Raw genomic sequence first — 25,058 nt, forward strand, 5'->3', positions numbered from 1 at the left:
AGCGTCCGGACAGGCGAAACCCCTCGTACACCGTATCCGGCGCACGAGGGGTTTCGCGGGGCGTGATCAGGCCTGGCCGACCTCGAAGCGGGCGAAGCGGGTCACGGTGACACCGGCCTCCTCCAGCAGCGCCTTGACGGTCTTCTTCGAATCGGTGACCGATGCCTGCTCCAGCAGGACGACATCCTTGAAGAAGCCGTTGACGCGGCCCTCGGTGATCTTCGGCAGCGCGGCCTCGGGCTTGCCCTCTTCTTTGGCGGTCTGCTCGGCGATGCGGCGCTCGTTCTCCACCACGTCGGCCGGCACATCCTCGCGCGTCAGGTACTTGGCCTTGAGCGCGGCGACCTGCATGCCGACCGCACGCGCGGCCTCGGCGGCGGTGTCACCCTCGCCCTGGTACTCGACCAACACGCCGACGGCGGGCGGCAGGTCGGTGGCACGCTTGTGCAGGTAGACGGCGACGGGGCCGTCGAAGGACGCGACCCGACGCAGCTCGAGCTTCTCGCCGATCTTGGCGGCCAACGCCTGCAGCGCATCGTCGGCGGTCTGGCCGCCCAGGTCCAGGGCCTTGAGGGCGTCCAGATCGGCCGGCTTGGCGGCCGCGGCGGTGGTCACGATCTTGTCCGCCAGACCCTGGAATTCGGCGTTCTTGGCGACGAAGTCGGTCTCGGAGTTGATCTCGATCAGCACGCCGCCCTTGGCGGCGACCAGACCTTCGGCGGTGGCGCGCTCGGCGCGCTTGCCGACGTCCTTGGCACCCTTGATGCGCAGCACCTCGACGGCCTTGTCGAAATCGCCGTCGGTCTCGACCAGCGCGTTCTTGCAGTCCATCATCCCGGAGCCGGTGAGCTCCCGCAGCCGCTTCACGTCAGCGGCGGTGTATGTCGCCATGGGTGGCGATCCTCCTGTGTGTTGTTTCGGGTGGTAACACCACCTTGCCGACCGCTCCTATCAGGAGAGGTCGGCAAGGTGAACAAACGCCCGCGGTGGCAGCTACGGGGCCGGAGGCGGCAGCTCGCGTCACCCTGTAGGCACCCGCTGCCACCGCCATCAGGCACCGATCAGGCGTCGGCCGGAGTGGCGGGGGCCTCGGCGGCAGCCTCGGCCTCGCTCGCGGCGGGGGCGGCCTGCGCGAGCAGCTCCTGCTCCCACTCGGCGAGCGGCTCGCCCGCACCGGCTTCCGGCTTCTCGTCACCGGAGGAGATACCGGCCCGCGCCTGCACGCCCTCGGCCACCGCGGAGGCGACGACCTTGGTCAGCAGAGCGGCGGAACGGATCGCGTCGTCGTTACCCGGGATCGGGTAGTCGACCAGGTCGGGATCGCAGTTGGTGTCCAGGATCGCGATGACCGGGATGTTCAGCTTGCGCGCCTCGCCGACGGCGATGTGCTCCTTGTTGGTGTCGACGACCCAGATGGCCGAGGGCACCTTGGCCATATCGCGGATACCGCCGAGGGTGCGCTCCAGCTTGTTCATCTCACGCGTGAGCATGAGGATTTCCTTCTTGGTGCGACCCTCGAAGCCACCGGTCTGCTCCATCGCCTCGAGTTCCTTGAGGCGCTGCAGGCGCTTGTGCACAGTGGAGAAGTTGGTGAGCATGCCACCCAGCCAACGCTGGTTGACGTAGGGCATCCCGACGCGAGTCGCCTCGGCCGCGATCGACTCCTGGGCCTGCTTCTTGGTGCCGACGAAGAGGACGGTGCCACCGTGGGCGACGGTCTCCTTGACGAACTCGTAGGCCTTGTCGATGTAGGTCAGCGTCTGCTGCAGGTCGATGATGTAGATGCCGTTGCGGTCGGTGAAGATGAACCGCTTCATCTTCGGGTTCCAGCGCCGGGTCTGGTGTCCGAAGTGTGCGCCGCTGTCGAGCAGCTGCTTCATTGTTACGACAGCCATGGTGCCGTATCCCTCTTTCGTTGCCGGTTGCCGCGGCGAATCGGTGATCCGCCGCCCTGGCGCCTCCGGATCATCGGACCCGATCGCTAGGATCAGGACCAGCCGATGATTCCCTGCTTCGCATGCACTGCCGATTCACGAAGTCGAGCTCCGGTTCGAACAGCGCCGTTACGAGCAAGCATGGGGTGGCGCGCGAAGTCGGTCAGTGCAGGCACAGACCGCTCGACCAGTCTACGGGCTGAGGGGGTCAGTTTCTAAATCGCCCTGTCATGGGTCGAAACGAGCCCTCTCCACAACCGAGCAAGTTGTCCACACTCGCCGAAGCTAGGGTACTGCGGGCGTCATGCGCGGCCGACGCTTGAAGCATGAATCGCATAGCTATCTCGATAACCATGCTCATCCCACCGCTATTCCTGCTGTCACTGGTTCTGGCACAGCCGGTTTCGGCCGCACCACCGAACAGCTCGACTGCCGCGGCGTTGCCTTGGGGTCCGCTGGCAACCACTGGGCATGATGGCGGTTTCCCTGGAACGGAAGTCGTGTTCGGGGATTGCACGGGTTCGGCTTGTTCGGCGGGTGGCGGACTCACGTGGATGCCCGCTCCGCTTCGGGTTGCACCGCTCGTTGTGAATGTCGCGCCCGACGCACTCCGTGTCGATATCGCACCAGATGCACACCGTGCGGACCTCGCACTCAACGTGCCCAATGTGGACAGCGCGTTAGAGGTACGTCCGACTGAAGGGGTAGAGACGCCGATCTCTGCGGAGGGCGCGACGCCGCTCGCCACCGATATCGCGCGTCGGGGCGGTACCGGATCGGCGAGTTCGTTGCCGCGGGTTTTCAGCGATCTGCTGTCGCGGCTGCTGGATCTGGTTCAGCGGGCTCCGCTCCCGCTGCGGCGCTGATCTCGGATGCATCGCCTCGGCTGGGTCGGCGGGGTCTATCGTCGGCGCCTGATTTCGATCATCCTCGGCGTCATCGCTCTGCTGGGACTCGTTGCGGAGCAGTCGGTTTCGGCTGCGCCACACGGGGAGTTCAGCTGGCCGCTGCAACCACGGCCCGCAGTCGAGCGGCAGTTCGACAAACCGGCGCAGGACTGGCTTCCTGGGCATCGTGGTGTCGATCTGGCAGGTGCGCCTGGGCAGGCGGTCTTCGCGGCCGGTGCGGGAATCGTGGTCTTCGCGGGAACGGTCGCGGGCAAACCAGTTGTGTCGATCGACCATTCCGGCGGTCTTCGCACGACATACGAGCCGGTACAAGCCGAGGTTTCGGTGGGCCTGCGAGTTGCGCGCGGAATGCGAATCGGCACCTTGGGGGCAGGACACGAAGGTTGCGTGGCGGCGGCGTGCCTGCATTGGGGTGCGAGACGAGAAGCGAGTGGGCACAGCCGACGTGAGTACATCGATCCACTCGGACTACTGCACCCGACTCCCCTGCGACTGAAGCCCGTGCCATGAATCAGGGGCCGAGCAGCGGGTTCGACGGGCGCCCTTCCGCCGTGACCATTCCGGGACGAGGATCGGGTTATGGGATATGCGCTCGGAGATCCGCCGTTCACCTATACCGAGGTCGGCGCGACGAAGGGGGTGTCACCTGCGGGCTATCACCGGTTTCGGCTGCGCCGCCGCATCGGATCCGGGCGGGCGCTGTTCGAGCGCGCTGGTGCGGAGATCCTGGCATATCGAATGCAGAAGGGCACCGGCATCTTTCGGGAGGCCGACACACCGACCGCGGAGCCAGGGACGGGACTGACGGTGCGGTTGGGCATCGGTCCGGTCGGCATCACCGCACCGTGCCGGGTCGTGTACGTCCTCGACGAACCCGACCGGCGCGGCTTTGCCTACGGCACGCTGCCCGGACATCCGGAAATCGGCGAGGAACTCTTCGCCGTCGAATACGACACCACCGACGCCGCCGTCTACGGCGTGGTCACGGCCTTCTCCCGCCCGGGGGCCTGGTACGTCCGGCTGGGCGGACCGGTGGTTCGAGCCATTCAACGCATCATCGCCGGAAAGTACATCGATACCCTCCCGACCTCCGCCTAGTATCCGTCCACCGCTTATTCGACTGCGGCACAGCCGAATTCGGTGCTATTTCCTCGATGGCCAACACGAAAACCTGCGGGTGATCGACGTGCTTCGCAGCCATCCGGGCCTCGCGCCCACGGCTCTGCACGTACACAGCACCCGGCGTCGGGTACCTAGAGCTGCACCTCGAGCGCGGCAGCTTCGGCGCGCAACAGATCGCCGTGATCGGAGCGGCCGAGAGCGTCGTATTCGGCGGCGGCATGCTGTCGGTCGGCGATTTCGGCGCGGACGATCTGTTCGATATCGGCCTCGGTGAGATCGCGGCGGCGAGCTTCGGCGGCGCCGAGTCCGACCGCACTGGTCTCGATGGCACCGGCCTTGATGTCCACGGTGTCGATGGCTTCGGCGTTATCGATGGCACCGAGGGCTGAGCGCAGCCCGGAGATCGCGCTGCGGTCGCGGGTCTTCATCGCAGCGGACAGCGCAGTGCGGAGGCGCTCACGCACAGGTACGGATTTGTCGATGGCTTCCGTGGACATGGTCGCCGACCATACGTGCCCGGACCTCGCGCGTCGAGCGATTTAGTCGATCGGCACACAAGGTCCTGGCACGATCTCACGGGGTGACGATGGCGAAGTCAGGATCCGGCGCGTCGATCACACCGACCACCGAGTTCAGCCCGCTGGGATTCCCGGCAATGGCGATATCGCCCGCGGCGACCAGTGCGCCGAGGTTCTCGCCTGCCAACAAGGCTCGAATCAGGATCGCCCTCGTCAAGGTGAAAGATGCGTCCGGATCGGGTAAGTCGGCGCCGTCGGGCTTGTCGTAGTGGACCAACAGGCCGTTGCGCAGTTCGAGGCGGTAGGTGCGTTTTTCGTCGGTAATATGCCAGTCGATCACCACGCGCAGATTCCACGCCTTCGGTCCGTCGATGCGCAGCGCGATCACATCGAAAATCTGCTCGATGGTCAGCGCCCCCAGCATCGTGGGCGCAGTTGTCGTCGGGCTGCCGAACGAGCCGTTGCGCAGCTCATATGCTCCGCTGAGGTAGAAGTTGCGCCAGGTGGCGTTCTCCGCACCATAGCCGAGCTGATCGAAGGTGTTGGCCTGCAGTGTTTTCGCCGCCTCGTTAGTCGGGTCAGCGAAGATGACGTAGTTGACCACCTGGGCGACCCACCGGTAGTCGCCCGCGTCGTAAGCGGTTTGCGCCTTGCGCAGCACCTCGTCGGCACCACCCATGAATTCCACATGGCGCCGCGCGGATTCGACCGGCGGATGCTCCCACAGATGCGCCGGATTACCGTCGAACCACCCCATGTACCGCTGGTAGATGGCCTTGACATTGTGGCTGACCGAGCCGTAATACCCGTGCGTGTGCCATGCATCGGCGATGGCCGGTGGCAGCTCCAGCATCTCGGCGATCTCACCACCCAGATATCCCTGATTGAGCCTGCGCACCGTCTGATCGTGCAGGTATCCATACAGATCACGTTGCAGCGAAAGGTATTCCACCAGCCGCTCGGTTCCCCAGGTCGGCCAGTGATGCGAGGCGAAGACCACGTCGGAATTACGGGCGAACAGATTGATCGACTCGGTCAAATACCTGGCCCACACATGCGGGTCACGCACCAGCGCGCCACGCAGCGTCAGCAGATTATGCATTGTGTGCGTCGCATTTTCGGCCATACACAGCGCGCGCATATCGGGAAAGAAGAAGTTCATCTCGGCGGGCGCCTCGGTGCCCGGGGTGAGCTGGAACACGATCCGGATCCCGTCGACCGTCTCCTCCTGGCCGGTGCCGGTGATATCCACCGTCGGCGAAATCAAGGTGATCGTGCCCATCGACGTAGTCTGTCCGAGACCGGCGCCGACCTGCCCCTTCGGACCGCGCGGCAGCGCGGCGCCGTACATATAGGCAGATCGACGCCCCATCGCCGTTCCCACATAGATGTTTTCGGCAACCGCGTGTTCGAGGAACCCGGCCGGTGCGAGCACCGGACAGCGACCGGCCGCAACCTCGTCGACCGTCGTCACACCCATCGCACCGCCGAAATGGTCGGCGTGCGAATGGGTGTAGATCAATCCGGTCACCGGTCGATCGCCTCGGTGCGCGCGATACAGCGCCAGGCCCGCCGCAGCGGTCTCCGCCGAGATCAGCGGATCGATCACGAGCACACCGGTGTCGCCCTCGATCAGCGTCATATTCGACAGGTCGAGCCCGCGGATCTGATAGATACCCGCCGCGACCTCGTACAGTCCCTGCTTGACAACCAGACCGGACTGCCGCCACAGGCTCGGATTGACCGACGCCGGACAGCTTCCCTGCAGAAAAGCGTAGGAGTCGTTGTCCCACACCATCTTTCCATCCGGCGTGCGCACCTGCCCGGGCTCGAGTGCCGCGATGAACCCGCGGTCCGCATCCGCCAAATCGGCCGTATCAGAGGGCAGCGCGGCAGTCGCTCGTTGCTGCTCGGCGACGATGAATTCGCTCGGCTCGGTCGCAGTGCTCATATCCATCCTCCTGTGGTTGTCCGCCGAACATGTCCGGCCCGCAACGCATTAGGGCCGTGGATCCGTAAAACTGATAGCGGCCGCGACGCATGCGACGGCCAGCACCGCCAGCATGGTCGCGGCAATGGCTCCCCCGCCGTGGCCGAAGCGCCCCTGATGCAAGGCGCGATTGCGTGAAAAGGACAGGGCCGCAACGGCTGCCATGGTGATCGCCGCGCCGGTCGGTGCGATGGCGACGGCGCGCCACCCGTGCATCGCGGCATGATTGACGAAAAGCGCGGCCACGACTATCGCGGCAACGGCGGTGCGCCGCCACGCCAAAGCGGTGCGTTCGGCGGCCAGACCCTTGGCGCTCATCGAAACAACACCACCACGCATGCAAATACCGACACGACGGCGATACCCGCCGACAGGATCGGCACCATGATCGTGTTGGGTAGCGGTTCACCGTTTCGCATGGCCCGACCGACGCGCCGCCAATGTCCATACGCACCGACCGCGATGATCACAGCGAGCACGATGCAGCTCATCGCGAGCGTGCGACGCAACCCCGACATCCGTAACGGCTGCACCAGCGTGTGCACCGCGACACCGCCCGCGAGCAGGCCGAGCGAGGTGCGCATCCAGGCCAGGAAGGTGCGTTCGTTGGCGAGGGTGAAGCGGTAGTCGACCTCGTCTTCCCCGTCCTCGGATTCCTCAGCGGGGGTGGGGAGGGTCATGCCGCCTCGGCTCGGACTGCGCCATGGTCGTCGTCGGAATTCACGGGCACCTCTGCATCGCTTGTCGGTTTCCTGCCGCATGCGAACGTTCCGCTACGTCAGGTTAACTACCGGCATTGCGGTCGTCTACAAAGATCGCGATCGCGTGTGCAGCGCTCCCGGTCAGACGGGTGTGGCGTCCTGGAAGGTCATCGCGAGCCGATCGACGGTCGAGGCCATGAGTGCACGCTTGGGTAATCCGAGGGAGCGCAATTCGTCGGCCCAGGCATGCTCGCCGAGGGACAGTTCTGCGCCACCGGGGCGAACGCGCATGCCGGACGGCTCCATCTGCCAGCGCGTGCAGCGGGTGATCCCATCGATATGGGAGTAGGCGTCGAAGGAGGAGCCGCTACGGCGCTGCGGGACCGCGAGACCGGGGCGGATGGTGAGATCGACGATCAACTGTCCGCTCTGACGCAGTGCGCCACGTCGCACGCTGCCCTCGTGCTGTGCGTCGAAATCGGCGATTTCCTTGGGGAAACCCCAGATACCGCGGCCCGCCGCCAAGGTAAATTCACCGTCTACGGGGAGACGATGGATAAAGACACCCGCGCCACCGGTGGACAGCGCGCGCAGATCACCGAGCGTGCCGGTGGGTCCAGCGGTGTGGTGGCGGACCATGAACGACACACCGAACTCGTTGTACGGCCCGAGGTCGCCGTCGACGTAATCGACGAAAACGAGCGTGCACATCGCGCGACCGCCCGGCAGCCGAAGGATCTCCAGGCCGGAGTAGGCGATGAGTCGCTGCGCGGCAGCCGCCGATACCGAGTAGGTCGCCATAAATGCACGCGCAAGCCGAATCCGCACGGGCATCTGCACTTGCTTGCCCAGCACAACATGCGTACTCATCGGCCCCGCCCCGAGATAGCAGTGCAGCATGCACCGTCGACAAATCGTGCGGTGTTCACGAATCCTCCAAACTAGAACTCGTGTCAGAATAGACGCCATATCACTCTTGTCGCATCGCTTTCAGCTACAAGAACGCGTTTCAATTATCATCTGAGCCCGCGGTCGCTTCGATGGTCCTGCCCCGCTCGCACACCACTGTCAGCTGCACACTCCTCCCTGCAGCGGGGTGCGCAGCCGCTGTAAGCGGGTGGACGAGACATCCTGGTGGCCAGCGCCCCGATCCCGATCACGGCTTCCGGTGCAGTGGTCCTCCATCCCGAGGGCGGTCAGGCGCGGGGGTGGGCTTGGTCGTGCACCTTCTTCAGGCGCTCGATGGAGACGTGGGTGTAGAGCTGGGTGGTTGCCATACTGGCGTGGCCGAGGAGTTCCTGTACTACGCGCAGGTCCGCGCCGCCCTCCAACAGATGGGTTGCGGCCGAATGCCGCAGACCGTGCGGGCTCATATCGGGTGCGCCCGGAATTGCCGAAACGACCTCGTGGACAACCGTTCTGGCCTGTCGCTGGTCGAGCCGTTTACCGCGACGACCGAGCAGTAGCGCGCGCCCGGAGTCGGCTATTGCCAGCGCGGGGCGGCCGTACCGCAGCCAATTCGCAATCGCCTCGTCGGCCGGTACTCCGAAGGGCACCGAGCGCTCCTTGTTGCCCTTACCGATAACGCGGACCAGCCGCCGTTCGCGATCGATATCGTCGAGATCCAGACCGCACAACTCACTGACCCGAATCCCGGTCGAGTACAGCAGCTCCACAATCAGCCGATCCCGCAATGCCATCGGATCGCGTTGTACCGCACCGGATTCCGCCGCATCCATAGCCGCGACAGCCTGCTGCGTACCGAGCACCGCAGGCAACACCCGATGCGCCTTCGGCGACCCGAGCCGCAACCCCGGATCGATGGACAGCCGCCCGGTGCTGGTCAACCAAGCGGTGAACGTCCTCGCCGAGGATGCCCGCCGCGCCATGGTAGTCCGCGCCACCCCACCAGCCGACTGTGCCGCCAACCACGACCGTAATAACGCCAAATCCATTTCCCGCACCGCCGAATCCGCCGACCGCGCAACCAAATGCCCCAACAACGACCGCGCATCCCCCACATACGCCCGCGCCGTATGCACCGACCGATTCCGCCCGAGCCGCAAATGCCGCTCATACTCCGCCAGCAACGCCTCGAGATCCTCCGGCAACTCCATCCCCCCACCGTCACCGCCGCCACCCCCCTTGGCAAGTGAGCACGCCGCAACGCCGCAGGTTTACCGCCGTGGACACGGTCTGCCGCATCATCGCGTCAACTGCATTTCTCCGAAATCGGCGGACGAACGACACCGAGCCACCGACTGCACCCGTCCGCGCCGATGCCGGTCCATGGCCGCGGAGATCGCGAAACGCCCCTCAGCTCACTCGAGCTGTCCCTCGTGACAGCGAGCGAGCTTCGCCACGAGGGCACCAGCACGGCTACCCCCCAGACGAGCGCGACTCGCTTGCTGCGAGCACGAGCCGCGCTGCCGAGCGCGAGCTCTCCGGGTCACTCGAGCGAGCTGTGATCGGCTCGGCGCGTGAATCGTTCATCGGCTCGGAGGATTCGCGGTTCGGTGCCAGCCGTTTTCGTCCATGCCCACTAGACCAACGAGTTCGAGGGCAGGGAGTATGGCACGGACGGTGGGGAGGTCCAGGCCGGAGTTTTCGGCGATAGCGCGGGGTTGGCGGGAGCCGATTTCGGGGAGGACGGCGTAGACCGAGGCTTCGTGGCCTTGTAATCGGTCGCTGGGCTCGGACGGCTGGCCGATTGGTAGTGACAGGCGTAGTGGGCCGGCTTCATCGATGACGTCTTCGGCGCGGGTGACCAGGAGGGCTTCACCTTCGCGGATCATGCGGTGGCAGCCTGCCGATGAGGCGGCGGTGACCGGGCCTGGGATGGCGAGGGCGGGGCGGCCGAGGCGGCGGGCCCATTTCACGGTGTTGCGAGCGCCGCTGCGCAGTCCGGCTTCTACAACGAGGACGCCGTCCGCCAGCGCGGCGATCAGGCGATTGCGGGCCAGGAATTGGTTCTTGTGGGCAACCGTACCTGGCGGGTATTCGCTGACTACCAAACCGGTTTCGGCGATCTCGGCTAACAGTCGCTCGTGCTGGGCCGGATAGGGACGATCGACGCCGCAGGCAAGGACGGCGATCGTCGGAGCGCCGACGGCGAGCGCGCAGCGATGCGCCATACCGTCGATACCGAAGGCGGCTCCAGACACGATTGTCCAGCCCTGTGCGGCCAGATCACCAACGATCTCGCCGGTGACGTGCTCGCCGTATCCGCTGCTGCACCGCGCCCCGACCACCGCGATCGCCCGCTCGCTCGACTCCGACAACGACTGCGGCCCACGCACCCACAATGCCAACGGCACCGCCCCGTCCCGATCGCGTCCCGGCTCGAGTTGGCGGAGCCCGAGCATCCGCCACGCCGGCCACTCCGGATCGTCCGGAGTCACCAACCGGCCACCCAGCCGCTCCATCACCTCGAGATCTCGCACCGCACAATCGATCTCCCGTCGTTCAGCGGTCGGCCCGAGCAACGACCCCGGCAGCTCACACTCCCGTACCGCCCGCGCCGCCTCCACCACCCCGACCGACTCGATCAACGACGACAACGCCGCACACGGCCCCTGAACCACTCGCGACAAATACGCCCAAGCCAACCGCCGCCCATCAACATCCCCACTGGAAACCATTAGCTCCGAACGCCCCGAAGCCCAACCATCCAGATCCACATCCCCATGCCCCGAACCACGTGTGCGGTCTGTCCCCGCCCTGACATCTCCCGCCGCATCCGCCCTGCTGTCCACCAATGCGACCGGATGCGTATCACTTTCCACCGAGGTACCCGAGGTTCCCTTTGCCGCAGCCCCACTCGCCGAGGCAATAGATCCGCCGCATGCCCGCACCTCTACGCGATCCGAGACAACGTCCGAATCGCCTGTGGTACATGAGCTGTCGCCCGGCAACGGAACCGTGGTGGGAACGCCGCCACAGGCAGCTCGGTAATCCGAGGTGGCCATCGACTCGGCTGCACACCCGCCAGTGGCGGATGCACCGCCCGCCGCCGCCTCTGCGGGTTCGGGTGCAACGACCGCTCGCGTCGCGCAAGATCCGCTGCCCACCGGGGTGCGCATGGCACCGCTCGCGGGATGGTCGCCACGCGCCGTCAGTGCTGCCCAATCGGAGACATTGCCCGTCGACTCGCCCGGACACCCCACGGCAGCAAGGCAACTCGCTGCGGTCGCCGAGAGATCCGAAGCGGCCGCACCGATGTACGCCGTGCCTGCGCACCCCGAGGCGTTTGCACCGCCGCCGATGTCTGGCGCAACGGACCTCATAACCTCACCGACGATCGGGCGCTCGGCTCCCGTCGCCCCGCTCAATGGGAGCTCCGTTGGCGGAAGTTCAAGGCGGCCAGTACGTCTTGGGCACTGGGTTGGTCGGCGTTGCGGAGGTCGCAGATGGTCCAGGCGACGCGGAGGGCCCGGTCGGCGCCGCGGGCGGAGAGGCGGCCCAGGCGGAGGGCGGCTTCGATGGGGGCGGTTGCTTCGTGGGGAAGTCGGAAACGTTGGCGCAGGATGTGGCCCGGAACTTCGGCGTTGTTGGACCAGCCGTAGTCCTTCCAACGTTGCACTGCGGCCTGCCGTGCGGCCGCGACTCGATGGCGCACGACCTCGCTGCTTTCGGCTTCCTCGGCGGCGAACGACGCCCCGGGGTGCCCGTGCATCTGAACCCAGATGTCTATGCGATCCATCAACGGTCCGGACAATTTGCCGAGGTATCGGCGGCGCGCGAGCGGGGCGCAGATGCAGTCGACATCGCGGGCGGGGGCACAGGGGCAGGGATTCGCGGCCAAGACCAGTTGGAAACGGGCCGGGTAGCGAGCCACTCCGTCGCGGCGCGCGATGCGAACTTCGCCCTCTTCCAAGGGCGTTCGCATCGCTTCCAGGACCTTGGTCCCTATCTCCGCACATTCATCGAGGAACAAAACCCCGCGATGAGCACGGCTGACGGCACCCGGACGTGCGGTCCCCGATCCCCCACCGACCATGGCGCTGGCCGAGGTCGAGTGATGCGGAGCGACGAAGGGCGGCATGGTGATCAACGGAGCGTCGTTGGAGAGCGCGCCTGCGACCGAATGGATAGCCGTCACCTCGAGCGCCTCGGATTCGGTGAGCGGCGGGAGTAGTCCCGGAAGACGTTGTGCCAGCATGGTTTTACCGATTCCGGGCGGCCCGGTGAGCAGCAGGTGATGTCCGCCGGCCGCGGCGACCTCCAATGCCCACCGGGCCTCCTCCTGACCGACCACCTCGCTCAGATCGCCGCCACAGCGCACGCTGTCTGGCAGCATGCCATCGGGCTCCACCAGACTGCCCTCACCGCGCAGCCACGCGACGACGGTGCGCAGGCTCGTCGCCCCGAAAACCTCGATGCCGTCGACCAGACCGGCTTCGGCCAGTGCGGATTCCGGCACGATCACCCGCGTCCAACCCGCATTGCGTGCCGCGAGCACCGCGGGCAGGATGCCGCGCACCCGGCGGACGCGCCCATCCAGCGCCAATTCCCCCAGCAATACGGTCTTTCCGAGCCGATCGGAGGGGACCGCGCCCGCCGCGTCCAGCACCGCGATCGCGAGGGCCAGATCGTAGACGCTGCCGATTTTGGGCAGTGTCGCCGGAGACAGTGCCAGGATCACGCGTCCATCCGGCCATTTCTCCCCGATATTCGCCACCGCGGAGCGCACCCGGTCACGAGATTCCTGCAGTGCGGTATCGGGCAAGCCGACCAGATGCACCGAAGGCAGTCCCTGCCCGATATCCGCCTCGATTTCGACCAGTTGGCCGTCCACCCCGCTCACCGCGACCGAATACGCCACCCCCAGCGCCATCAGAACACCGCTTTCAGGTGATCGATGACAGGTCGGTGGCCGCGGTGCAGCAGCACCGAAATCACGTCGAAGCGGATATCGCGCCACGGACCGTCCTGTTCGGACAGCCACACCAGCGCCAGCCGCCTGATCCGCTGCTGCTTATCGAAGGTGACCGCCTCGGCGGGCGTCCCGAACTTCGTTCCGGTTCGCGTTTTGACCTCGACGAAGGCAGTCACGCGGCCATCCCGGGCGATCAGATCCAGTTCGCCGTACTTGCACCGCCAATTCCTGTTGATGATCTCCATCCCGGCGGCCTGCAAAAATCGGGCCGCCAGTTCTTCCCCTTGTGCGCCGAGCGCCTGGTTTTCTGCCACCGGCTCAGCGTGCCCGGACCGCGCCCACGGCCGATGAAAGCGACCTGCGCGAACAGAAAACCTGTGGATACCCGCTCAGCTGTGGACAACCCGAGGATCCAGCGCCTGTACTCCACCTACTTGTCGGTGCCCGATGCTATAGGCCCGAGCACCAACCACAGTCTGCGCGGACCAGAGCGTCTACTCGGGCAGCCGCAGATCCGGCTTCTCCAACTCCTCGATATTCACGTCCTTGAACGTGATCACCCGAACATGCTTCACGAAGCGTGCGGGCCGGTACATATCCCACACCCACGCATCGCTCATGCGCACCTCGAAGTACACCTCGCCGTCGGCGTTCTGCGGCCGCAATTCGACGGAGTTGGCCAGATAGAAGCGGCGCTCGGTCTCCACCACGTACGAGAACTGACCGACGATGTCCTTGTACTCCCGATATAGCGAGAGCTCCATCTCGGTTTCGTATTTCTCCAGGTCCTCGGCACTCATCGGGTGGGACGTCCTCCTTCTCGCCGCACTGCGTCTGCTGACATCATCATCGCGCATGCGCCGCATCGGTAGCCACTCGGCTATCCGGTTCGACGCCCTCCAGCAAAACCTCATCGGCCAGTTCCGCGTCGGCGTACTCCGCCGCGGCTACCGGCCGCAACCCCGCTGCCAGTCGCACATTGCGCCAAGATCGGCGGTGCTCACTGCTCGGTCCGAGCCGCTCCAGCGCGGCCGTGTGCTCGGGCGTGTTGTAGCCCTTGTGCGCGGCGAATCCATAGCCGGGGAACCGCTCGTCCAACTCGACCATCATTCGATCCCTGGTCACCTTGGCCAGAATGCTCGCCGCCGCGATACAGGCCGCGGCCGCGTCACCGCCGATGACCGGCAGCGACGGCACCGGAATTCCGGGCACCCGGAAGCCGTCGGTCAGTACATACCCCGGTGTCTGCCCGAGTCCGGCGATCGCGCGCCGCATACCCTCGATATTGGCGACGTGGATGCCGATCGAGTCGATCTCCCAGGCCGGAATGACGACGACCTTCCAGGCCAGCGCCAACCGGGTGATGACCGGGTACAGCTCCTCGCGCACGGATTCGGTGAGCTTCTTGGAATCGTCGAGTCCGGCCAGCCTGTCGTAGGCCTTCGGAGCGAGTAGACAGGCGGCGACTACCAGCGGTCCCGCACAGGGTCCGCGCCCGGCCTCGTCGACACCGGCGACCGGGCCGAGTCCACTGCGGATCAGCGCGGCCTCCAACGTGCGCAACCCACCGGCTCGACGCATCACCACACGCGGCGGCCACCCGTTGCCCGCAGTCGCGCCATTAGCCCTAGCCACTCGACCCTGCCCCACCATCCAATTATCCTGCGGCTCGCACCGATCAGTTCGTCTGGGGATCCTGTGCTTTCACCGGACCGATCCGGCTGGGCGGCCAGATCTTGAAGACCGTTTTGCCGCGCACATTGTCGATCGGGACGGTGCCCTGCAGGTTATCGCTGACGTGGGCGCGTGAATCGGCGGACTGGTTGCGGTTGTCGCCCATCACCCACAGGTTGCCCTCGGGCACCTTGACCGGGCCGAATACCCGCCCCGCCGGGTAGGTCGCGTTCTGCTGACCCGGGTACCACGGGTAGTCGTTCAGGACGTACGGCTCGTCCAACGGCTTGCCGTCCACCATGACCCGCCCCTGCGCGTCGCAGCACTGCACGGTCTGGCCACCGACGGCGATCACTCGCTTCACCAGATCGTTCTCATCCGGTGGCACGAGTCCGAAGAAGGAGAAGAAGTTCTGCACGCCGCGCACGACGACATTGCTGGACCGGATCGACTGGTAGCGGGTATTCCAGGACGGCGGACCGACGAACACCACGACGTCACCGGGCTGCGGCTCGCCCCAGTAGTAGCTCGGCTTCTCCACGTAGATACGGTCGCCGATGAGCAGCGTCTCTTCCATCGACTGGGACGGAATGACGTACGGGCGTCCAACAAAACTGACCATGAGTGCCGCGATGACCGCGGCGATGACAATCAGGACCGGCAATTCCTGCCAGAAGGGGCGCTGCTTGCGCTTCGAGCGCCGCGAGCGACGGCTCGTACCCTCGTCGTCCGAATCGGCCACCGTCATCGACCCACTTTCGTCTGCCACGCCGAACAGATTAGCCCGGCACCATGACTCACGTCCGGTGCCGGGCTACTGAAGAACTTTCGTGCCGGGCGGTACTGCTACCGGTTCAGCGCTTTTCCTTGATCTTGGCGGCCTTGCCGCGCAGATCGCGCAGGTAGTACAGCTTGGCACGACGGACGTCACCGCGGGTCACGACATCGATGTGGTCGATGTTGGGGCTGTGCACCGGGAAGGTGCGCTCCACACCGACACCGAACGACACCTTGCGGACGGTGAAGGTCTCGCGGATGCCACCGCCCTGACGCCGGATCACGACGCCCTTGAAGACCTGGATGCGCTCCTTCGAGCCTTCGATGACCTTCACGTGCACGTTGAGCGTGTCGCCCGGACGGAAGTCGGGGACGTCGCTGCGCAGCGACTTTTCGTCGACGAAGTCAAGGGTGTTCATTTCATCCTTCTGATGTTTGCGCGAGCAGAGGACCCTGGCGGCACTGGCGTGCTCGACCGGTTCATGCTCCGAATAAGGGGTGCTCCGTGGGCCGAACGCACCCAGGGCAACCTGTGCATTGTGCCAGATCGGCGGGTCGCAGGAAAAATCGGGCCCGGCTCATCGGGTGGCCGCACGGTGCCCGCGGCCGCCAAACGGTCGTTCTCCGGCGCGCTGAGTTCACCCACCCCGCCGGCTGCCATCCCCCTGAACCCGAAGGCCGCGCGCCGCCGAGTGTAGCCATAGGCCAACCCGCTGCGCGGATCCGCGAAGCCGTCGCTGCCCACGGCACCGGTGTGACCGAAGGCGTTCGCGCTCAGGTACGGGTAGTACAGGCCCTTGGCCTCGAAGCCGAGCGCATAGGGCGCGCGGTCGCCGCGAACGAGATCCGGGCCGGCGCTGTGGATGGTGGTCACCGCCGCGAGGGTGTCGGGCTTCAACAGCGGAGGGTGTCCGTCACGCCCGGAGATCGCGACGGCGTACATGGCCGCCAGTCCGCGGGCGCTGCCGACCCTCCCGCTGAACCTTGGCCTTGTGCACGTACGCCCGGATCGTTCGGCAGGGTCAGGACGTCCACGGGGGTGAAGCCGGTCGAGGTATCGCCGGTGACCTGCGGACCGGCCCACAGGTCGACCACCTGCTCACCGTGGACAAAGGCGGCGAGTTGAGCACCGGATTCACCGTTCTCCTCGGCGAACTCCTCGCGCACCCAATCGAATCCCGGCGCAACTGTGCCGTTTATCTCGATGATGTTGTCCATGATCGATTCCTCTCCCCATCAGACCGCGAGTGACCTGGTCGGGCGTAGGGACCACGATGCGAGGGTGAGCCCGGCGAAACCCAGCGGTCCGAGCCATGCCTTCGGCTCGTCGCCGACGGCGATATGGGAGGCGGCCGCGCCGCCGTAGACGAAGGTCAGGCCCGCGTACGCCCATTCCTCGGCGCGCGGGAAGCCAGGCGTCACGATCGCGGTGACCGCGGCGGCCTTGGCGATGCCCATGATGGTGGCGAAGTACATCGGGTATTCGAGTCGTTGGAAAACCTCGCGTACGTAGGAGATTCGCGCGAGATCCCAGTAGGACCCGACGACCGTCTCGGTCAACAGGATTCCGGTGGCGCCGAGGTAGGCCAGGCGGGAGGTCTTTCGTAGGTTCATAACTGTCTGACGGATGGCGGCCCGACAAGGTAACGGGTTGTCACACTCACGGGCTCGGTTCCGTCATCTCTTCGAGCAACCTCGAGGAGATCGCTGTGGGCGAAGACAATTCTTTGGCGGACCGATTCGTGGCGTATCGGGCGCACCTGAGCGCGGTGGCCTATCGCATGCTCGGTTCGCTGAGCGAGGCCGATGATGCGGTGCAGGAGGCCTGGCTACGGCTGTCGCGGGTCGATACCGCGGAAATCGACAATCTCGGTGGTTGGCTCACCACGACCGTCGGGCGGGTCTGCCTGGATATGTTGCGATCGCGCAAGTCCCGCAGCCAGGAGGCCTATCTGCCCGACCCGATCGTCACCACCGATGCGGCGACACAGCCGGAACATCAAGCGGTATTCGCGGATTCGGTCGGACTGGCGCTGCAGATCGTGCTGGACTCGCTGAATCCCGCGGAGCGCGTGAGTTCGTACTGCACGATATGTTCGGGGTGCCGTTCGACCAGATCGGCCCGATCATCGGCAAATCCGCGGCCGCGGCGAAGATGATGGCCAGCCGCGCCCGTCGCCGGGTCCAGAATCAAGCGCCACGCGCCGACCGCGATCTGCCTCGCCAACGTCGGGTCGTCGAGGCCTTCCTCGCGGCCGCCCGCGGCGGTGAATTCGACGCACTACTGGCCATTCTCGACCCCGACGTGGTGTTGCGCGCCGACGCCGGAGCCCGCTTCCCCGGCATGCGCGTACTGCACGGTGCAGCGACGGTGGCCGGTCAGCTCGATGCCTTCCAACGCGCCGCCAATACCTTTGCCTCGCAACATGTTCTGGTCAACGGTGCGCCAGGATTACTCAACACCGCCAAGGACAGAACAGTCTCACTGATCGCCTTCACCATCGTCGACGACAAAATCGCCGCCATCGACCTGCTCTCCGACCCAGCCCGCCTGCGCTACGCAGCCTTGGACGCTTGATCAACGTGCAACGGTTGAGGCAAACGTCGAGAGGACCCTCCACCAGTACATTCTCGGCAATTGTGTGGGGGGTTATTGGTCGTGAGGAGAGGCGGGCCAGGGGTGGTGCCAGTGGTGGGGGGCGGGGGGTGCGGGGACGACGGTGCGAGCCAATTCGGCTTCGGCGGCCTCGCGGACGTGGACGACGTCGGGTTTTCCGGCGACGAGGTCTTGTACGAAGATCTTGGCGCGGATCACTGGGCGGCGGTAGCGGCGTTCGCGGACTATCGCTCGGTACATGAGCCGTCGCCTGCCTGGGTAACGCCAGCGGGCCCACGGTGCGCCGGGTCTGCTCAGGCGGAATGCGCCGACCATGAGTAGGGGCAGGAAGAACATGCCGAACAGGCCGGTCCAGATCTTTCCCTTGGCGATGACGATAGCCGCCAGACCCAGGTTCACCACGGCGAAGCAAACGATGAAGATGCGGACTTCGGTGCTGGGGTCGCGGCGGAAGTCGTTGATATCCAATAACCACAGCGGGTGGAACCCGAGCAGCAGCAGTCCGGTCACCGCCAGTGCTACGAAGACCGCATCGACCGAGGTGCGGCCCTGCTCCTCCCAGTACACATCGCGCAGGTAAAAGATCAGCGCGAATTCGTCGAGGGTCAGGGCCGCGCCGACACCGAAGGCGGCGGCGAGCAGGCTCGCGGTGAGCGCACCGGCGCTCTCGTAGGTGGTGACCATCCCGATGCCGGACAGCAGCACCAGGATGACCCCGAACACCATGTGGTGGATGTGCACCCCACCGGAGCGCAGATTGCCGGGCCACCAGCGGACCTGCTTGCGGATCAGTCGGACGCTGAGCCGGATCAGCAGGAAGCCGACGATGAACCCGAGGAGGAAGCACAGCAGCGGGAGGCGGCCGTGCCCGATCACATCGTCTTCGAGCCACCGTCGCATGGCCGCCTACAAACCTCCGCCCGTATCGCCCTACTGCCCGAAACCGGCCCGCCGCAGCGCATCCGCCATCGAACCGCTCGGTGCGGGTGCGTTGCGCCGCTGGTTGCCCTGGTTGCGGCCCTGATTCTGCTGCCTACCCTGGCCCTGCTGTCGACCCTGGCCCTGCTGCCTACCCTGACCATTCTGCCGCTGTCCGCCGCGATCCTGCCCACCGCGACCGCCTTGGCCACGACTGCGACCGCCGTCGCCCTTGGCCGCATCGCCCGGCTCGTCGTCCAGCCGCAGCGACAGCCCGATGCGCTGACGTGCGACATCGACCTCGAGCACCTTCACCTTGACGACATCGCCGGACTTCACGACCTCGCGCGGGTCCTTGACGAAGTTGTGCGACATGGCCGAGACATGCACGAGTCCGTCCTGGTGCACGCCGATGTCGACGAATGCGCCGAATGCGGCCACATTGGTAACCACACCCTCGAGCACCATGCCCGGCTGCAGATCCGCGACCTTCTCCACACCCGCCGCGAATCCGGCGGTCTTGAATTCCGGACGCGGGTCGCGCCCCGGCTTCTCGAGTTCGGAGATGATGTCGGTGACAGTGGGGATACCGAACTTCTCATCGGTGAAATCGGCGGGCCGCAGCGCACGCAGGGTCGTGGTGTTGCCGATCAGTTCCGCCATACCGCGCCCGGTCGATTCCAGGATCCGCCGCACCACCGGATAGGCCTCGGGGTGCACGGCGGAGGTGTCGAGCGGATCGTCGCCGCCGCGGATGCGCAGGAAGCCCGCACACTGCTCGAAGGCCTTGGGGCCCAGGCGCGGCACATCGAGCAGTGCGGTGCGGCTGCGGAACGGGCCGTGCTGATCGCGGTGCGCCACAATGCTTTCGGCGATCGAATTGGCGATACCTGACACCCGCGACAGCAGCGGCACCGATGCGGTGTTCACATCGACACCGACCGCGTTCACCGCATCCTCGACCACCGCGCCCAGCGAACGGGCCAGCAGGGTTTCGGAGACATCGTGCTGGTACTGACCGACGCCGATGGACTTCGGGTCGATCTTCACCAGCTCGGCCAGTGGGTCCTGCAGACGACGGGCGATGGATACCGCGCCGCGCAGTGAGACGTCCATATCCGGTAGTTCCTGCGAGGCATAGGCCGATGCGGAGTACACCGACGCGCCCGCCTCGGAGACCACGATCTTGGTCGGTTTGTTCTCCGGAATCCGCGAAATCAGTTCGGCGGCAAGGGCATCGGTCTCACGCGAGGCGGTGCCGTTGCCGATGGCGATGAGGTCGACGCCGAAGCGGGCGACCAGCGCGCCGAGTACGGCCAGCGACTTCTCGGTCTGGCCCTGCGGCTTGTGCGGATAGATGACCTCGGTCGCGACGACCTTGCCGGTGGCGTCTACGACGGCGACCTTCACGCCGGTGCGGTAGCCCGGATCCAGCCCCATGGTGGTGCGGGTACCCGCGGGCGCGGCGAGCAGCAGGTCGCGCAGGTTCGCGGCGAAGATGTCGACGGCGTCCTTCTCGGCAGCCTGACGCAGCCGCATGCGGGTGTCGATACCAAGACTCACTTGCAGTTTCGTGCGCCACGCCCAGCGAACCGTATCCAGCAGCCAGGTATCGGCGGCACGGCCGCGATCGGCGATATCGAACTTCACCGCGATGCGGCCCTCGTAGACCGACCGCTCGCCCGGCTCCAATTCCTCGGCATCCGGCTGCAGCTGCAGCTGCAGGATCTCTTCCTTCTCACCGCGCAGCAGCGCGAGGATCCGGTGCGAGGGCAGCTTGCTGAACGGCTCGCTGAATTCGAAGTAGTCGGCGAATTTCGCGCCCGCCTCCTCCTTGCCCGGCCGCACGCTCGAGCTGACCTGGCCGCGGTTCCACATCAACTCACGCAGCTCGCCGACCAGGTCGGCGTCCTCGGCGAAACGCTCGACCAGAATGGCGCGGGCGCCGTCGAGCTGTTCGGCGGTGTACTGCGCGGGATCGGTGTTCGGATCGCCGATCAGTGCATCGGCGACGGGTTCGTGACCGGCCTCGCGGGCGATCTGCGCCTTGGTGCGCCGCTTCGGCTTGTACGGCAGGTAGATGTCCTCGATGCGGGCCTTGGTCTCGGCCGTCATCAGCTGCCCGAGCAGCGCGTCATCGAGTTTGCCCTGGCCCTTGATGGATTCGATGATCGCGCCGCGGCGCTCATCGAGTTCGCGCAGATAGGTCAGGCGCTCGTCGAGCTGGCGGAGCTGGGCGTCATCGAGGCCATCGGTGACCTCTTTTCGGTATCGCGCGATGAAGGGCACCGTGGAACCCGCATCCAGCAGCTCGACGGCGGCGCGAACCTGGGTCTCGCGCACGCCGAGCTCATCGGCGATGCGCCGGCCCACGCTGGCCAGAGCTGTGGTCGCGGCCGGTGCGGCGGCGGTCGTGTCGGTGTTCGTCGCTGAACTGGCGATCTCGGGCGCTGTCGTCACGCCCGAGACACTACCGTTGTCACCTGACAAACGGCCCACGCCCAGGTAAACCGGCATGATGATGCCCGGACTGCGCGGTGTCAGCGCTGGTACGGAAGGTCGAGTACGGACTGGACAACTCGCGCTCCGGTCGTGAGGTGCACGAAGACTTCCGTCGCCGGCCGGCGGTCGATCTGCTGCCGTAGTTTTGGACGTCCCCGACGGGTTACCCATGTGCTCACGACATCAGTCGTCACGGTCCGACGACACGAGCAGTTCCACAGCGAGCTCACGCATTTCGGCTTTGCGGATTTTCCCGGTGACGGTCATCGGGAACTCCTCGACGATGTGCACGTAGCGCGGGATCTTGAAGTGGGCGAGCTTGCCGGTGCAGAAGGCGCGGATCGCGTCGGCGTCCAATGGTGTTGTGCCGTCCTTCATTCGGATCCAGGCCATCAGTTCTTCGCCGTACTTCGGGTCGGGGACGCCGATCACCTGGGCGTCGAGTATGTCGGGGTGGGTGTAGAGGAATTCCTCGATCTCGCGCGGGTAGATGTTCTCGCCGCCGCGGATCACCATGTCCTTGATCCGGCCGGTGATGGCGAGGTATCCGTCGTCGTCCATGACGCCGATATCGCCGGTGTGCATCCAGCGGGCGGCGTCGATGGCCTCGGCGGTCTTCTCTGGTTCGGACCAGTAGCCGAGCATGACCGAATAGCCGCGGGTGCACAGTTCGCCGGGTTCGCCGCGCGGCATGGTCAAACCTGTTGCGGGGTCGACGATTTTGACCTCCAGGTGTGGGCCGACCCGGCCGACGGTCGCGGTGCGGCGGTCGATGCCGTCGTCGCGGCGGGTCTGGGTCGACACCGGGGAGGTTTCGGTCATGCCATAGCAGATGCACACCTCACGCATGCCCATGCGATCGATCACCCGCTTCATCACCTCGACCGGGCAGGGTGATCCGGCCATGATGCCGGTACGCAGACTGGACAGGTCGACGTCCCTACCCGAATCCAGTTCCGCGAGTACGGCGATGAACATCGTCGGTACGCCGTAGAGCGAGGTGCACCGCTGCGCGGCCACGGCGTCCAGGGTTGCGACCGGATCGAACGCAGGGGCCGGAATCACCACGGCCGCACCGTGACTGGTGCTCGCCAAATTACCCATGACCATGCCGAAGCAGTGATAGAAGGGCACCGGCACGCAGATCCGGTCCTGTTCGGTATAGCCGCAGAGTTCGCCGACGAAGTAGCCGTTGTTGAGGATGTTGTGATGGCTCAACGTCGCCCCTTTTGGGAAACCTGTTGTGCCGGAGGTGTATTGGATATTGATCGGGTCGTCCATGGACAGCGTCGCGGCAATCGCCGCCAGTCGTCCAGCATCGATAGCGGTCTGCGCCACCGCATCCCATGCAGGAGCGCCCAGTACCAGAACGTGTTCCAGGTCAGGACAATTCGGCCGAACCTGCTCGATCATGGCGATGTAGTTCGAGCTCTTGAATTCCGGCGCGGCAATCAGCATGCGCACACCGGCCTGGCGCAGCACGTATTCCAATTCGCTGGTGCGATAGGCCGGATTGATATTGACGAGGATCGCACCGAGTTTCGCGGTCGCGTACTGGGTGAGGAACCACTCGGCACAGTTCGGGGCCCAGATGCCGACCCGGTTACCCTTGGTGATGCCGCGCTCGGCCAACCCGGTGGCCAGTGCGTCGATCGCGGCCGCGAGTTCGCGATAGGTCCAGCGGCGGCCGGATGGGCAGTCCACCAACGCTTCCCGGTCCGCATAGGCGGCGGCCATGCGGTCGAAGTCATCGCCGATGGTATCGCCGAGCAGCGGGGTGTCCGCGGTGCCGGATGCGTAACTCGCAAGTGCGGACATCACTGAACCCCCTGCTTCCGCAGGATGAACCGCTGTACCTTACCGCTGGGCGTCTTGGGGAGGGCGTCCACGAAATGCACCTTGCGTGGATAGGCGTGCGCGGCGAACTTACGCTTCACCAGGCTCTGCAATTCGGCCTCGAGTTCGGCGTTACCTTCGAAACCGTCGCGCAGCACCACAAATGCTTCGAGCACCTCACCGCGCAATTCGTCGGGCATGCCGACCACCGCGGCCTCGACCACCCGCTCGTCGAGCACCAGCACGCTCTCGACCTCGAACGGGCCGATGCGGTATCCGGCCATGATGATGACATCGTCGTCGCGGGCGGAGAAGTGGAAGAAACCATCCGCATCCAGGGATCCGGCATCCCCGGTCAGATACCAGCGCCCGTCGGCGGTGTAGCGCTGCGCGGTACGTTCCGGGGCGTCGAGGTAGCCCAGGAACCACAGCAGCGGGCTGTGTTCGGTATCGATCGCGACTCGGCCCAGCTCGCCGATCGGCGCTTCGACGTCTGCATCCTCGGCGAGCACCGCGCAATGCCAACCCGGCATCGTCCGACCCATCGAGCCCGCGGGAGTGTCTACTCGCAGCGCATCGTGCCAGGAATTGCAGATGAGCATGCCGTGCTCGGTCTGCCCGTAGTGGTCGCGTACCGCGACGCCGAGGGTTTCGACCGACCACGTCACCACATCCGGAGTCAGCGGTTCGCCCGCGGACGACGCCCGCCGCAACCGGAGATCGGTTGGGGCGGCGGAACTATCGGCACGCAACGCGCGGTAGACCGTCGGCGCGGCGGTGAAGTTGGTGACGCCGAAGCGTTCGAGCACCTGCCAGGTCAGCGGTGCGGAGAAGGCGGCATGTAGCAGCAAGCTGCGGATACCGGAGGCGAGCGGGCTCAGAATCGCCCAGTACAGTCCATACGCCCAGCCCGGATCCGCCGCGTTCCAATAGACGTCGTCCGCGCGCACATCCAGCGAAAACTCTTGGTAGGCATGGAATGCCCCGAGCGCACGCACCGGAATCGGCACGCCCTTCGGGGTACCCGTCGTGCCACTGGTGAACAACTGCACCAGTAGCCCATCCCCGCCGACCGCCACAGCGGCCGCGCGCGGGTCATCGGCGGAGTAGGCGGCGAGCAGATCCGCGAACCGCAGTGATGCCGCCGCGTCACCTCCAGAGGGACCGTTCCCGGCGATGATGACGCGCCAGGGCGGATCGGCTGGGATGTCATCGCCCGGTAGCAGCTTTGTCGCCTGATCGGCGTCGGCGATGACGATCGTCGCGTCGCTCGCGGCCAGTCGGAAGGCGATGGCAGGTGGGGCGAAGGCGGTGAAGAGCGGGACGTGGACCGCGCCGCGGCGCCAGATGCCGAGCAGCGCGATCACCAGGTCGGCGGACTTCGACATGAGCGTGGCGACGCGGTCGCCGGGTTCGACGCCCAGGCCGGCCAGGGCGACGGCGAAGCGCTGGGAGCGTTCGCGAAGCTCACCGTAGGTCAGGTCCGTCGAGGTCAGGTCGGGGTCGACAATGGTGAACGCGATCCGATCGGCGGGGTGCCGGTCGCACAGCAGATCCGCCGCGCTGGCGTCGGGTCCGTCGTAGGTCTGCAGTAACTCGCGCACACGCGCGTTCAGGTCCGCGGTCATCTCGCCTCTCCTCATCGGTGATCCAGGCCACCTCGATCTCCAATAGGATGTGGGT

At 65.9% G+C, this 25,058-nt stretch carries 25 protein-coding genes and 1 pseudogene; 4 read left to right on the forward strand and 22 right to left on the reverse strand.

Annotated features, from left to right (window positions below):
* Window positions 1-66: 66 nt before the first annotated feature.
* Complete coding sequence (gene tsf / locus ACIBI6_RS12420; RefSeq protein WP_364341684.1) at window positions 67-891, reverse strand: translation elongation factor Ts; 825 nt, start codon at window positions 889-891, stop codon at window positions 67-69.
* 170 nt (window positions 892-1,061) lie between these two features.
* Window positions 1,062-1,895 carry a 30S ribosomal protein S2 gene (rpsB, locus tag ACIBI6_RS12425; protein ID WP_364341686.1) on the reverse strand — a complete coding sequence of 278 codons (834 nt, stop codon included), beginning with the start codon at window positions 1,893-1,895 and terminating at the stop codon, window positions 1,062-1,064.
* A 365-nt stretch (window positions 1,896-2,260) separates the two neighbouring features.
* On the opposite strand from rpsB, the gene ACIBI6_RS12430 reads away from it, so the two are divergent.
* The 3 genes from ACIBI6_RS12430 to ACIBI6_RS12440 all read left to right on the forward strand — a co-directional run bounded on the left by ACIBI6_RS12430 (window position 2,261) and on the right by ACIBI6_RS12440 (window position 3,940).
* The gene (locus ACIBI6_RS12430) at window positions 2,261-2,800 is read left to right on the forward strand and encodes a hypothetical protein (protein WP_396956120.1); all 540 of its coding nucleotides are present in this window, start codon (window positions 2,261-2,263) and stop codon (window positions 2,798-2,800) included.
* A gap of 6 nt (window positions 2,801-2,806) precedes the next feature.
* Entirely contained in the window at window positions 2,807-3,352 is a 546-nt protein-coding gene (locus tag ACIBI6_RS12435; protein ID WP_396956122.1) for a M23 family metallopeptidase, read from the forward strand.
* 69 nt (window positions 3,353-3,421) lie between these two features.
* A complete protein-coding gene (locus ACIBI6_RS12440; protein ID WP_364341692.1) occupies window positions 3,422-3,940 on the forward strand; it encodes a DUF1990 domain-containing protein in 519 nt (172 codons plus the stop codon).
* 155 nt (window positions 3,941-4,095) lie between these two features.
* Here ACIBI6_RS12440 and ACIBI6_RS12445 read toward each other — a convergent pair whose 3' ends face one another.
* The 16 genes from ACIBI6_RS12445 to ACIBI6_RS12520 form a co-directional block, all read right to left on the reverse strand.
* On the reverse strand, window positions 4,096-4,461 hold the full coding sequence (locus ACIBI6_RS12445) for a hypothetical protein (RefSeq protein WP_364341694.1): 366 nt from the start codon (window positions 4,459-4,461) through the stop codon (window positions 4,096-4,098).
* Window positions 4,462-4,537: 76 nt separating this feature from the next.
* Window positions 4,538-6,433, reverse strand: a complete 1,896-nt coding sequence (locus tag ACIBI6_RS12450; RefSeq protein ID WP_396956125.1) for an alkyl/aryl-sulfatase — start codon at window positions 6,431-6,433, stop codon at window positions 4,538-4,540.
* Between the two features lie 48 nt (window positions 6,434-6,481).
* Window positions 6,482-6,790 (reverse strand): DUF202 domain-containing protein, encoded by a 309-nt coding sequence (locus tag ACIBI6_RS12455; protein WP_364341698.1) that lies wholly within the window; start codon window positions 6,788-6,790, stop codon window positions 6,482-6,484.
* Entirely contained in the window at window positions 6,787-7,152 is a 366-nt protein-coding gene (locus ACIBI6_RS12460) for a YidH family protein (RefSeq protein WP_396956127.1), read from the reverse strand. Before ACIBI6_RS12460 ends, ACIBI6_RS12455 begins: the two co-directional genes overlap by 4 nt.
* 162 nt (window positions 7,153-7,314) lie before the next feature.
* The gene (locus tag ACIBI6_RS12465; RefSeq protein ID WP_396956129.1) at window positions 7,315-8,043 is read right to left on the reverse strand and encodes an acetoacetate decarboxylase family protein; all 729 of its coding nucleotides are present in this window, start codon (window positions 8,041-8,043) and stop codon (window positions 7,315-7,317) included.
* A gap of 326 nt (window positions 8,044-8,369) precedes the next feature.
* Window positions 8,370-9,290 carry a tyrosine recombinase XerC gene (locus ACIBI6_RS12470; protein WP_364341704.1) on the reverse strand — a complete coding sequence of 307 codons (921 nt, stop codon included), beginning with the start codon at window positions 9,288-9,290 and terminating at the stop codon, window positions 8,370-8,372.
* A gap of 372 nt (window positions 9,291-9,662) precedes the next feature.
* The gene (gene dprA / locus ACIBI6_RS12475; RefSeq protein WP_396956132.1) at window positions 9,663-10,814 is read right to left on the reverse strand and encodes a DNA-processing protein DprA; all 1,152 of its coding nucleotides are present in this window, start codon (window positions 10,812-10,814) and stop codon (window positions 9,663-9,665) included.
* 686 nt (window positions 10,815-11,500) lie between these two features.
* Window positions 11,501-13,009 (reverse strand): YifB family Mg chelatase-like AAA ATPase, encoded by a 1,509-nt coding sequence (locus tag ACIBI6_RS12480; protein WP_364341709.1) that lies wholly within the window; start codon window positions 13,007-13,009, stop codon window positions 11,501-11,503.
* Window positions 13,009-13,365 (reverse strand): YraN family protein, encoded by a 357-nt coding sequence (locus tag ACIBI6_RS12485; RefSeq protein ID WP_364341711.1) that lies wholly within the window; start codon window positions 13,363-13,365, stop codon window positions 13,009-13,011. The genes ACIBI6_RS12480 and ACIBI6_RS12485 overlap by 1 nt, the downstream gene beginning before the upstream one ends.
* Window positions 13,366-13,545: 180 nt before the next feature.
* On the reverse strand, window positions 13,546-13,851 hold the full coding sequence (locus tag ACIBI6_RS12490; RefSeq protein WP_011210678.1) for a DUF2469 domain-containing protein: 306 nt from the start codon (window positions 13,849-13,851) through the stop codon (window positions 13,546-13,548).
* A 46-nt stretch (window positions 13,852-13,897) separates the two neighbouring features.
* Complete coding sequence (locus tag ACIBI6_RS12495) at window positions 13,898-14,632, reverse strand: ribonuclease HII (protein ID WP_396956483.1); 735 nt, start codon at window positions 14,630-14,632, stop codon at window positions 13,898-13,900.
* Window positions 14,633-14,729: 97 nt separating this feature from the next.
* Window positions 14,730-15,473, reverse strand: coding sequence for a signal peptidase I (gene lepB, locus ACIBI6_RS12500; protein ID WP_364342034.1), 744 nt, complete (start codon window positions 15,471-15,473; stop codon window positions 14,730-14,732).
* A gap of 106 nt (window positions 15,474-15,579) precedes the next feature.
* The gene (gene rplS, locus ACIBI6_RS12505) at window positions 15,580-15,921 is read right to left on the reverse strand and encodes a 50S ribosomal protein L19 (RefSeq protein ID WP_011210681.1); all 342 of its coding nucleotides are present in this window, start codon (window positions 15,919-15,921) and stop codon (window positions 15,580-15,582) included.
* The gene (locus ACIBI6_RS12510; RefSeq protein WP_364341716.1) at window positions 15,918-16,400 is read right to left on the reverse strand and encodes a hypothetical protein; all 483 of its coding nucleotides are present in this window, start codon (window positions 16,398-16,400) and stop codon (window positions 15,918-15,920) included. The genes rplS and ACIBI6_RS12510 overlap by 4 nt, the downstream gene beginning before the upstream one ends.
* Window positions 16,397-16,720, reverse strand: a complete 324-nt coding sequence (locus tag ACIBI6_RS12515) for a hypothetical protein (RefSeq protein WP_364341718.1) — start codon at window positions 16,718-16,720, stop codon at window positions 16,397-16,399. Before ACIBI6_RS12515 ends, ACIBI6_RS12510 begins: the two co-directional genes overlap by 4 nt.
* An 18-nt stretch (window positions 16,721-16,738) precedes the next feature.
* A complete protein-coding gene (locus ACIBI6_RS12520) occupies window positions 16,739-17,116 on the reverse strand; it encodes a DoxX family protein (protein ID WP_364341720.1) in 378 nt (125 codons plus the stop codon).
* A 95-nt stretch (window positions 17,117-17,211) separates the two neighbouring features.
* On the opposite strand from ACIBI6_RS12520, the pseudogene ACIBI6_RS12525 reads away from it, so the two are divergent.
* Window positions 17,212-18,080, forward strand: a pseudogene (locus ACIBI6_RS12525) (sigma-70 family RNA polymerase sigma factor).
* A 72-nt stretch (window positions 18,081-18,152) separates the two neighbouring features.
* Here the strand turns inward: ACIBI6_RS12525 and ACIBI6_RS12530 are convergent.
* From ACIBI6_RS12530 to ACIBI6_RS12545, 4 genes are all read right to left on the reverse strand, one after another.
* Window positions 18,153-19,019, reverse strand: coding sequence for a hypothetical protein (locus ACIBI6_RS12530; protein WP_364341724.1), 867 nt, complete (start codon window positions 19,017-19,019; stop codon window positions 18,153-18,155).
* Between the two features lie 30 nt (window positions 19,020-19,049).
* On the reverse strand, window positions 19,050-21,479 hold the full coding sequence (locus ACIBI6_RS12535; RefSeq protein WP_396956485.1) for a Tex family protein: 2,430 nt from the start codon (window positions 21,477-21,479) through the stop codon (window positions 19,050-19,052).
* A gap of 243 nt (window positions 21,480-21,722) precedes the next feature.
* Window positions 21,723-23,357 carry an AMP-binding protein gene (locus ACIBI6_RS12540; RefSeq protein ID WP_396956137.1) on the reverse strand — a complete coding sequence of 545 codons (1,635 nt, stop codon included), beginning with the start codon at window positions 23,355-23,357 and terminating at the stop codon, window positions 21,723-21,725.
* Window positions 23,357-25,003, reverse strand: coding sequence for an AMP-binding protein (locus ACIBI6_RS12545; protein ID WP_396956139.1), 1,647 nt, complete (start codon window positions 25,001-25,003; stop codon window positions 23,357-23,359). The genes ACIBI6_RS12540 and ACIBI6_RS12545 overlap by 1 nt, the downstream gene beginning before the upstream one ends.
* Window positions 25,004-25,058 lie beyond the last annotated feature (55 nt).

The organism is Nocardia sp. NPDC050412 (assembly GCF_044458825.1).
In the GTDB taxonomy this organism is placed as follows: Bacteria; Actinomycetota; Actinomycetes; order Mycobacteriales; family Mycobacteriaceae; genus Nocardia.

What these genes read in the sequence shown, in the direction of transcription:
- ACIBI6_RS12455 (WP_364341698.1), bottom strand. Translation starts at nt 6,790, where the DNA reads ATGAGCGCCAAGGGTCTGGCCGCCGAACGCACCGCTTTGGCGTGGCGG.
- rplS (WP_011210681.1), bottom strand. Translation starts at nt 15,921, where the DNA reads ATGAACACCCTTGACTTCGTCGACGAAAAGTCGCTGCGCAGCGACGTC.
- ACIBI6_RS12520 (WP_364341720.1), bottom strand. Translation starts at nt 17,116, where the DNA reads ATGAACCTACGAAAGACCTCCCGCCTGGCCTACCTCGGCGCCACCGGA.
- ACIBI6_RS12460 (WP_396956127.1), bottom strand. Translation starts at nt 7,152, where the DNA reads ATGACCCTCCCCACCCCCGCTGAGGAATCCGAGGACGGGGAAGACGAG.
- dprA (WP_396956132.1), bottom strand. Translation starts at nt 10,814, where the DNA reads ATGGTTTCCAGTGGGGATGTTGATGGGCGGCGGTTGGCTTGGGCGTAT.
- tsf (WP_364341684.1), bottom strand. Translation starts at nt 891, where the DNA reads ATGGCGACATACACCGCCGCTGACGTGAAGCGGCTGCGGGAGCTCACC.
- lepB (WP_364342034.1), bottom strand. Translation starts at nt 15,473, where the DNA reads ATGACGGTGGCCGATTCGGACGACGAGGGTACGAGCCGTCGCTCGCGG.
- ACIBI6_RS12515 (WP_364341718.1), bottom strand. Translation starts at nt 16,720, where the DNA reads ATGGACAACATCATCGAGATAAACGGCACAGTTGCGCCGGGATTCGAT.
- ACIBI6_RS12495 (WP_396956483.1), bottom strand. Translation starts at nt 14,632, where the DNA reads ATGCGTCGAGCCGGTGGGTTGCGCACGTTGGAGGCCGCGCTGATCCGC.
- ACIBI6_RS12545 (WP_396956139.1), bottom strand. Translation starts at nt 25,003, where the DNA reads ATGACCGCGGACCTGAACGCGCGTGTGCGCGAGTTACTGCAGACCTAC.
- ACIBI6_RS12450 (WP_396956125.1), bottom strand. Translation starts at nt 6,433, where the DNA reads ATGAGCACTGCGACCGAGCCGAGCGAATTCATCGTCGCCGAGCAGCAA.
- ACIBI6_RS12440 (WP_364341692.1), top strand. Translation starts at nt 3,422, where the DNA reads ATGGGATATGCGCTCGGAGATCCGCCGTTCACCTATACCGAGGTCGGC.
- ACIBI6_RS12530 (WP_364341724.1), bottom strand. Translation starts at nt 19,019, where the DNA reads ATGCGACGGTGGCTCGAAGACGATGTGATCGGGCACGGCCGCCTCCCG.
- ACIBI6_RS12445 (WP_364341694.1), bottom strand. Translation starts at nt 4,461, where the DNA reads ATGTCCACGGAAGCCATCGACAAATCCGTACCTGTGCGTGAGCGCCTC.
- ACIBI6_RS12470 (WP_364341704.1), bottom strand. Translation starts at nt 9,290, where the DNA reads ATGGAGTTGCCGGAGGATCTCGAGGCGTTGCTGGCGGAGTATGAGCGG.
- ACIBI6_RS12465 (WP_396956129.1), bottom strand. Translation starts at nt 8,043, where the DNA reads ATGAGTACGCATGTTGTGCTGGGCAAGCAAGTGCAGATGCCCGTGCGG.
- ACIBI6_RS12480 (WP_364341709.1), bottom strand. Translation starts at nt 13,009, where the DNA reads ATGGCGCTGGGGGTGGCGTATTCGGTCGCGGTGAGCGGGGTGGACGGC.
- ACIBI6_RS12430 (WP_396956120.1), top strand. Translation starts at nt 2,261, where the DNA reads ATGAATCGCATAGCTATCTCGATAACCATGCTCATCCCACCGCTATTC.
- rpsB (WP_364341686.1), bottom strand. Translation starts at nt 1,895, where the DNA reads ATGGCTGTCGTAACAATGAAGCAGCTGCTCGACAGCGGCGCACACTTC.
- ACIBI6_RS12435 (WP_396956122.1), top strand. Translation starts at nt 2,807, where the DNA reads ATGCATCGCCTCGGCTGGGTCGGCGGGGTCTATCGTCGGCGCCTGATT.
- ACIBI6_RS12490 (WP_011210678.1), bottom strand. Translation starts at nt 13,851, where the DNA reads ATGAGTGCCGAGGACCTGGAGAAATACGAAACCGAGATGGAGCTCTCG.
- ACIBI6_RS12540 (WP_396956137.1), bottom strand. Translation starts at nt 23,357, where the DNA reads ATGTCCGCACTTGCGAGTTACGCATCCGGCACCGCGGACACCCCGCTG.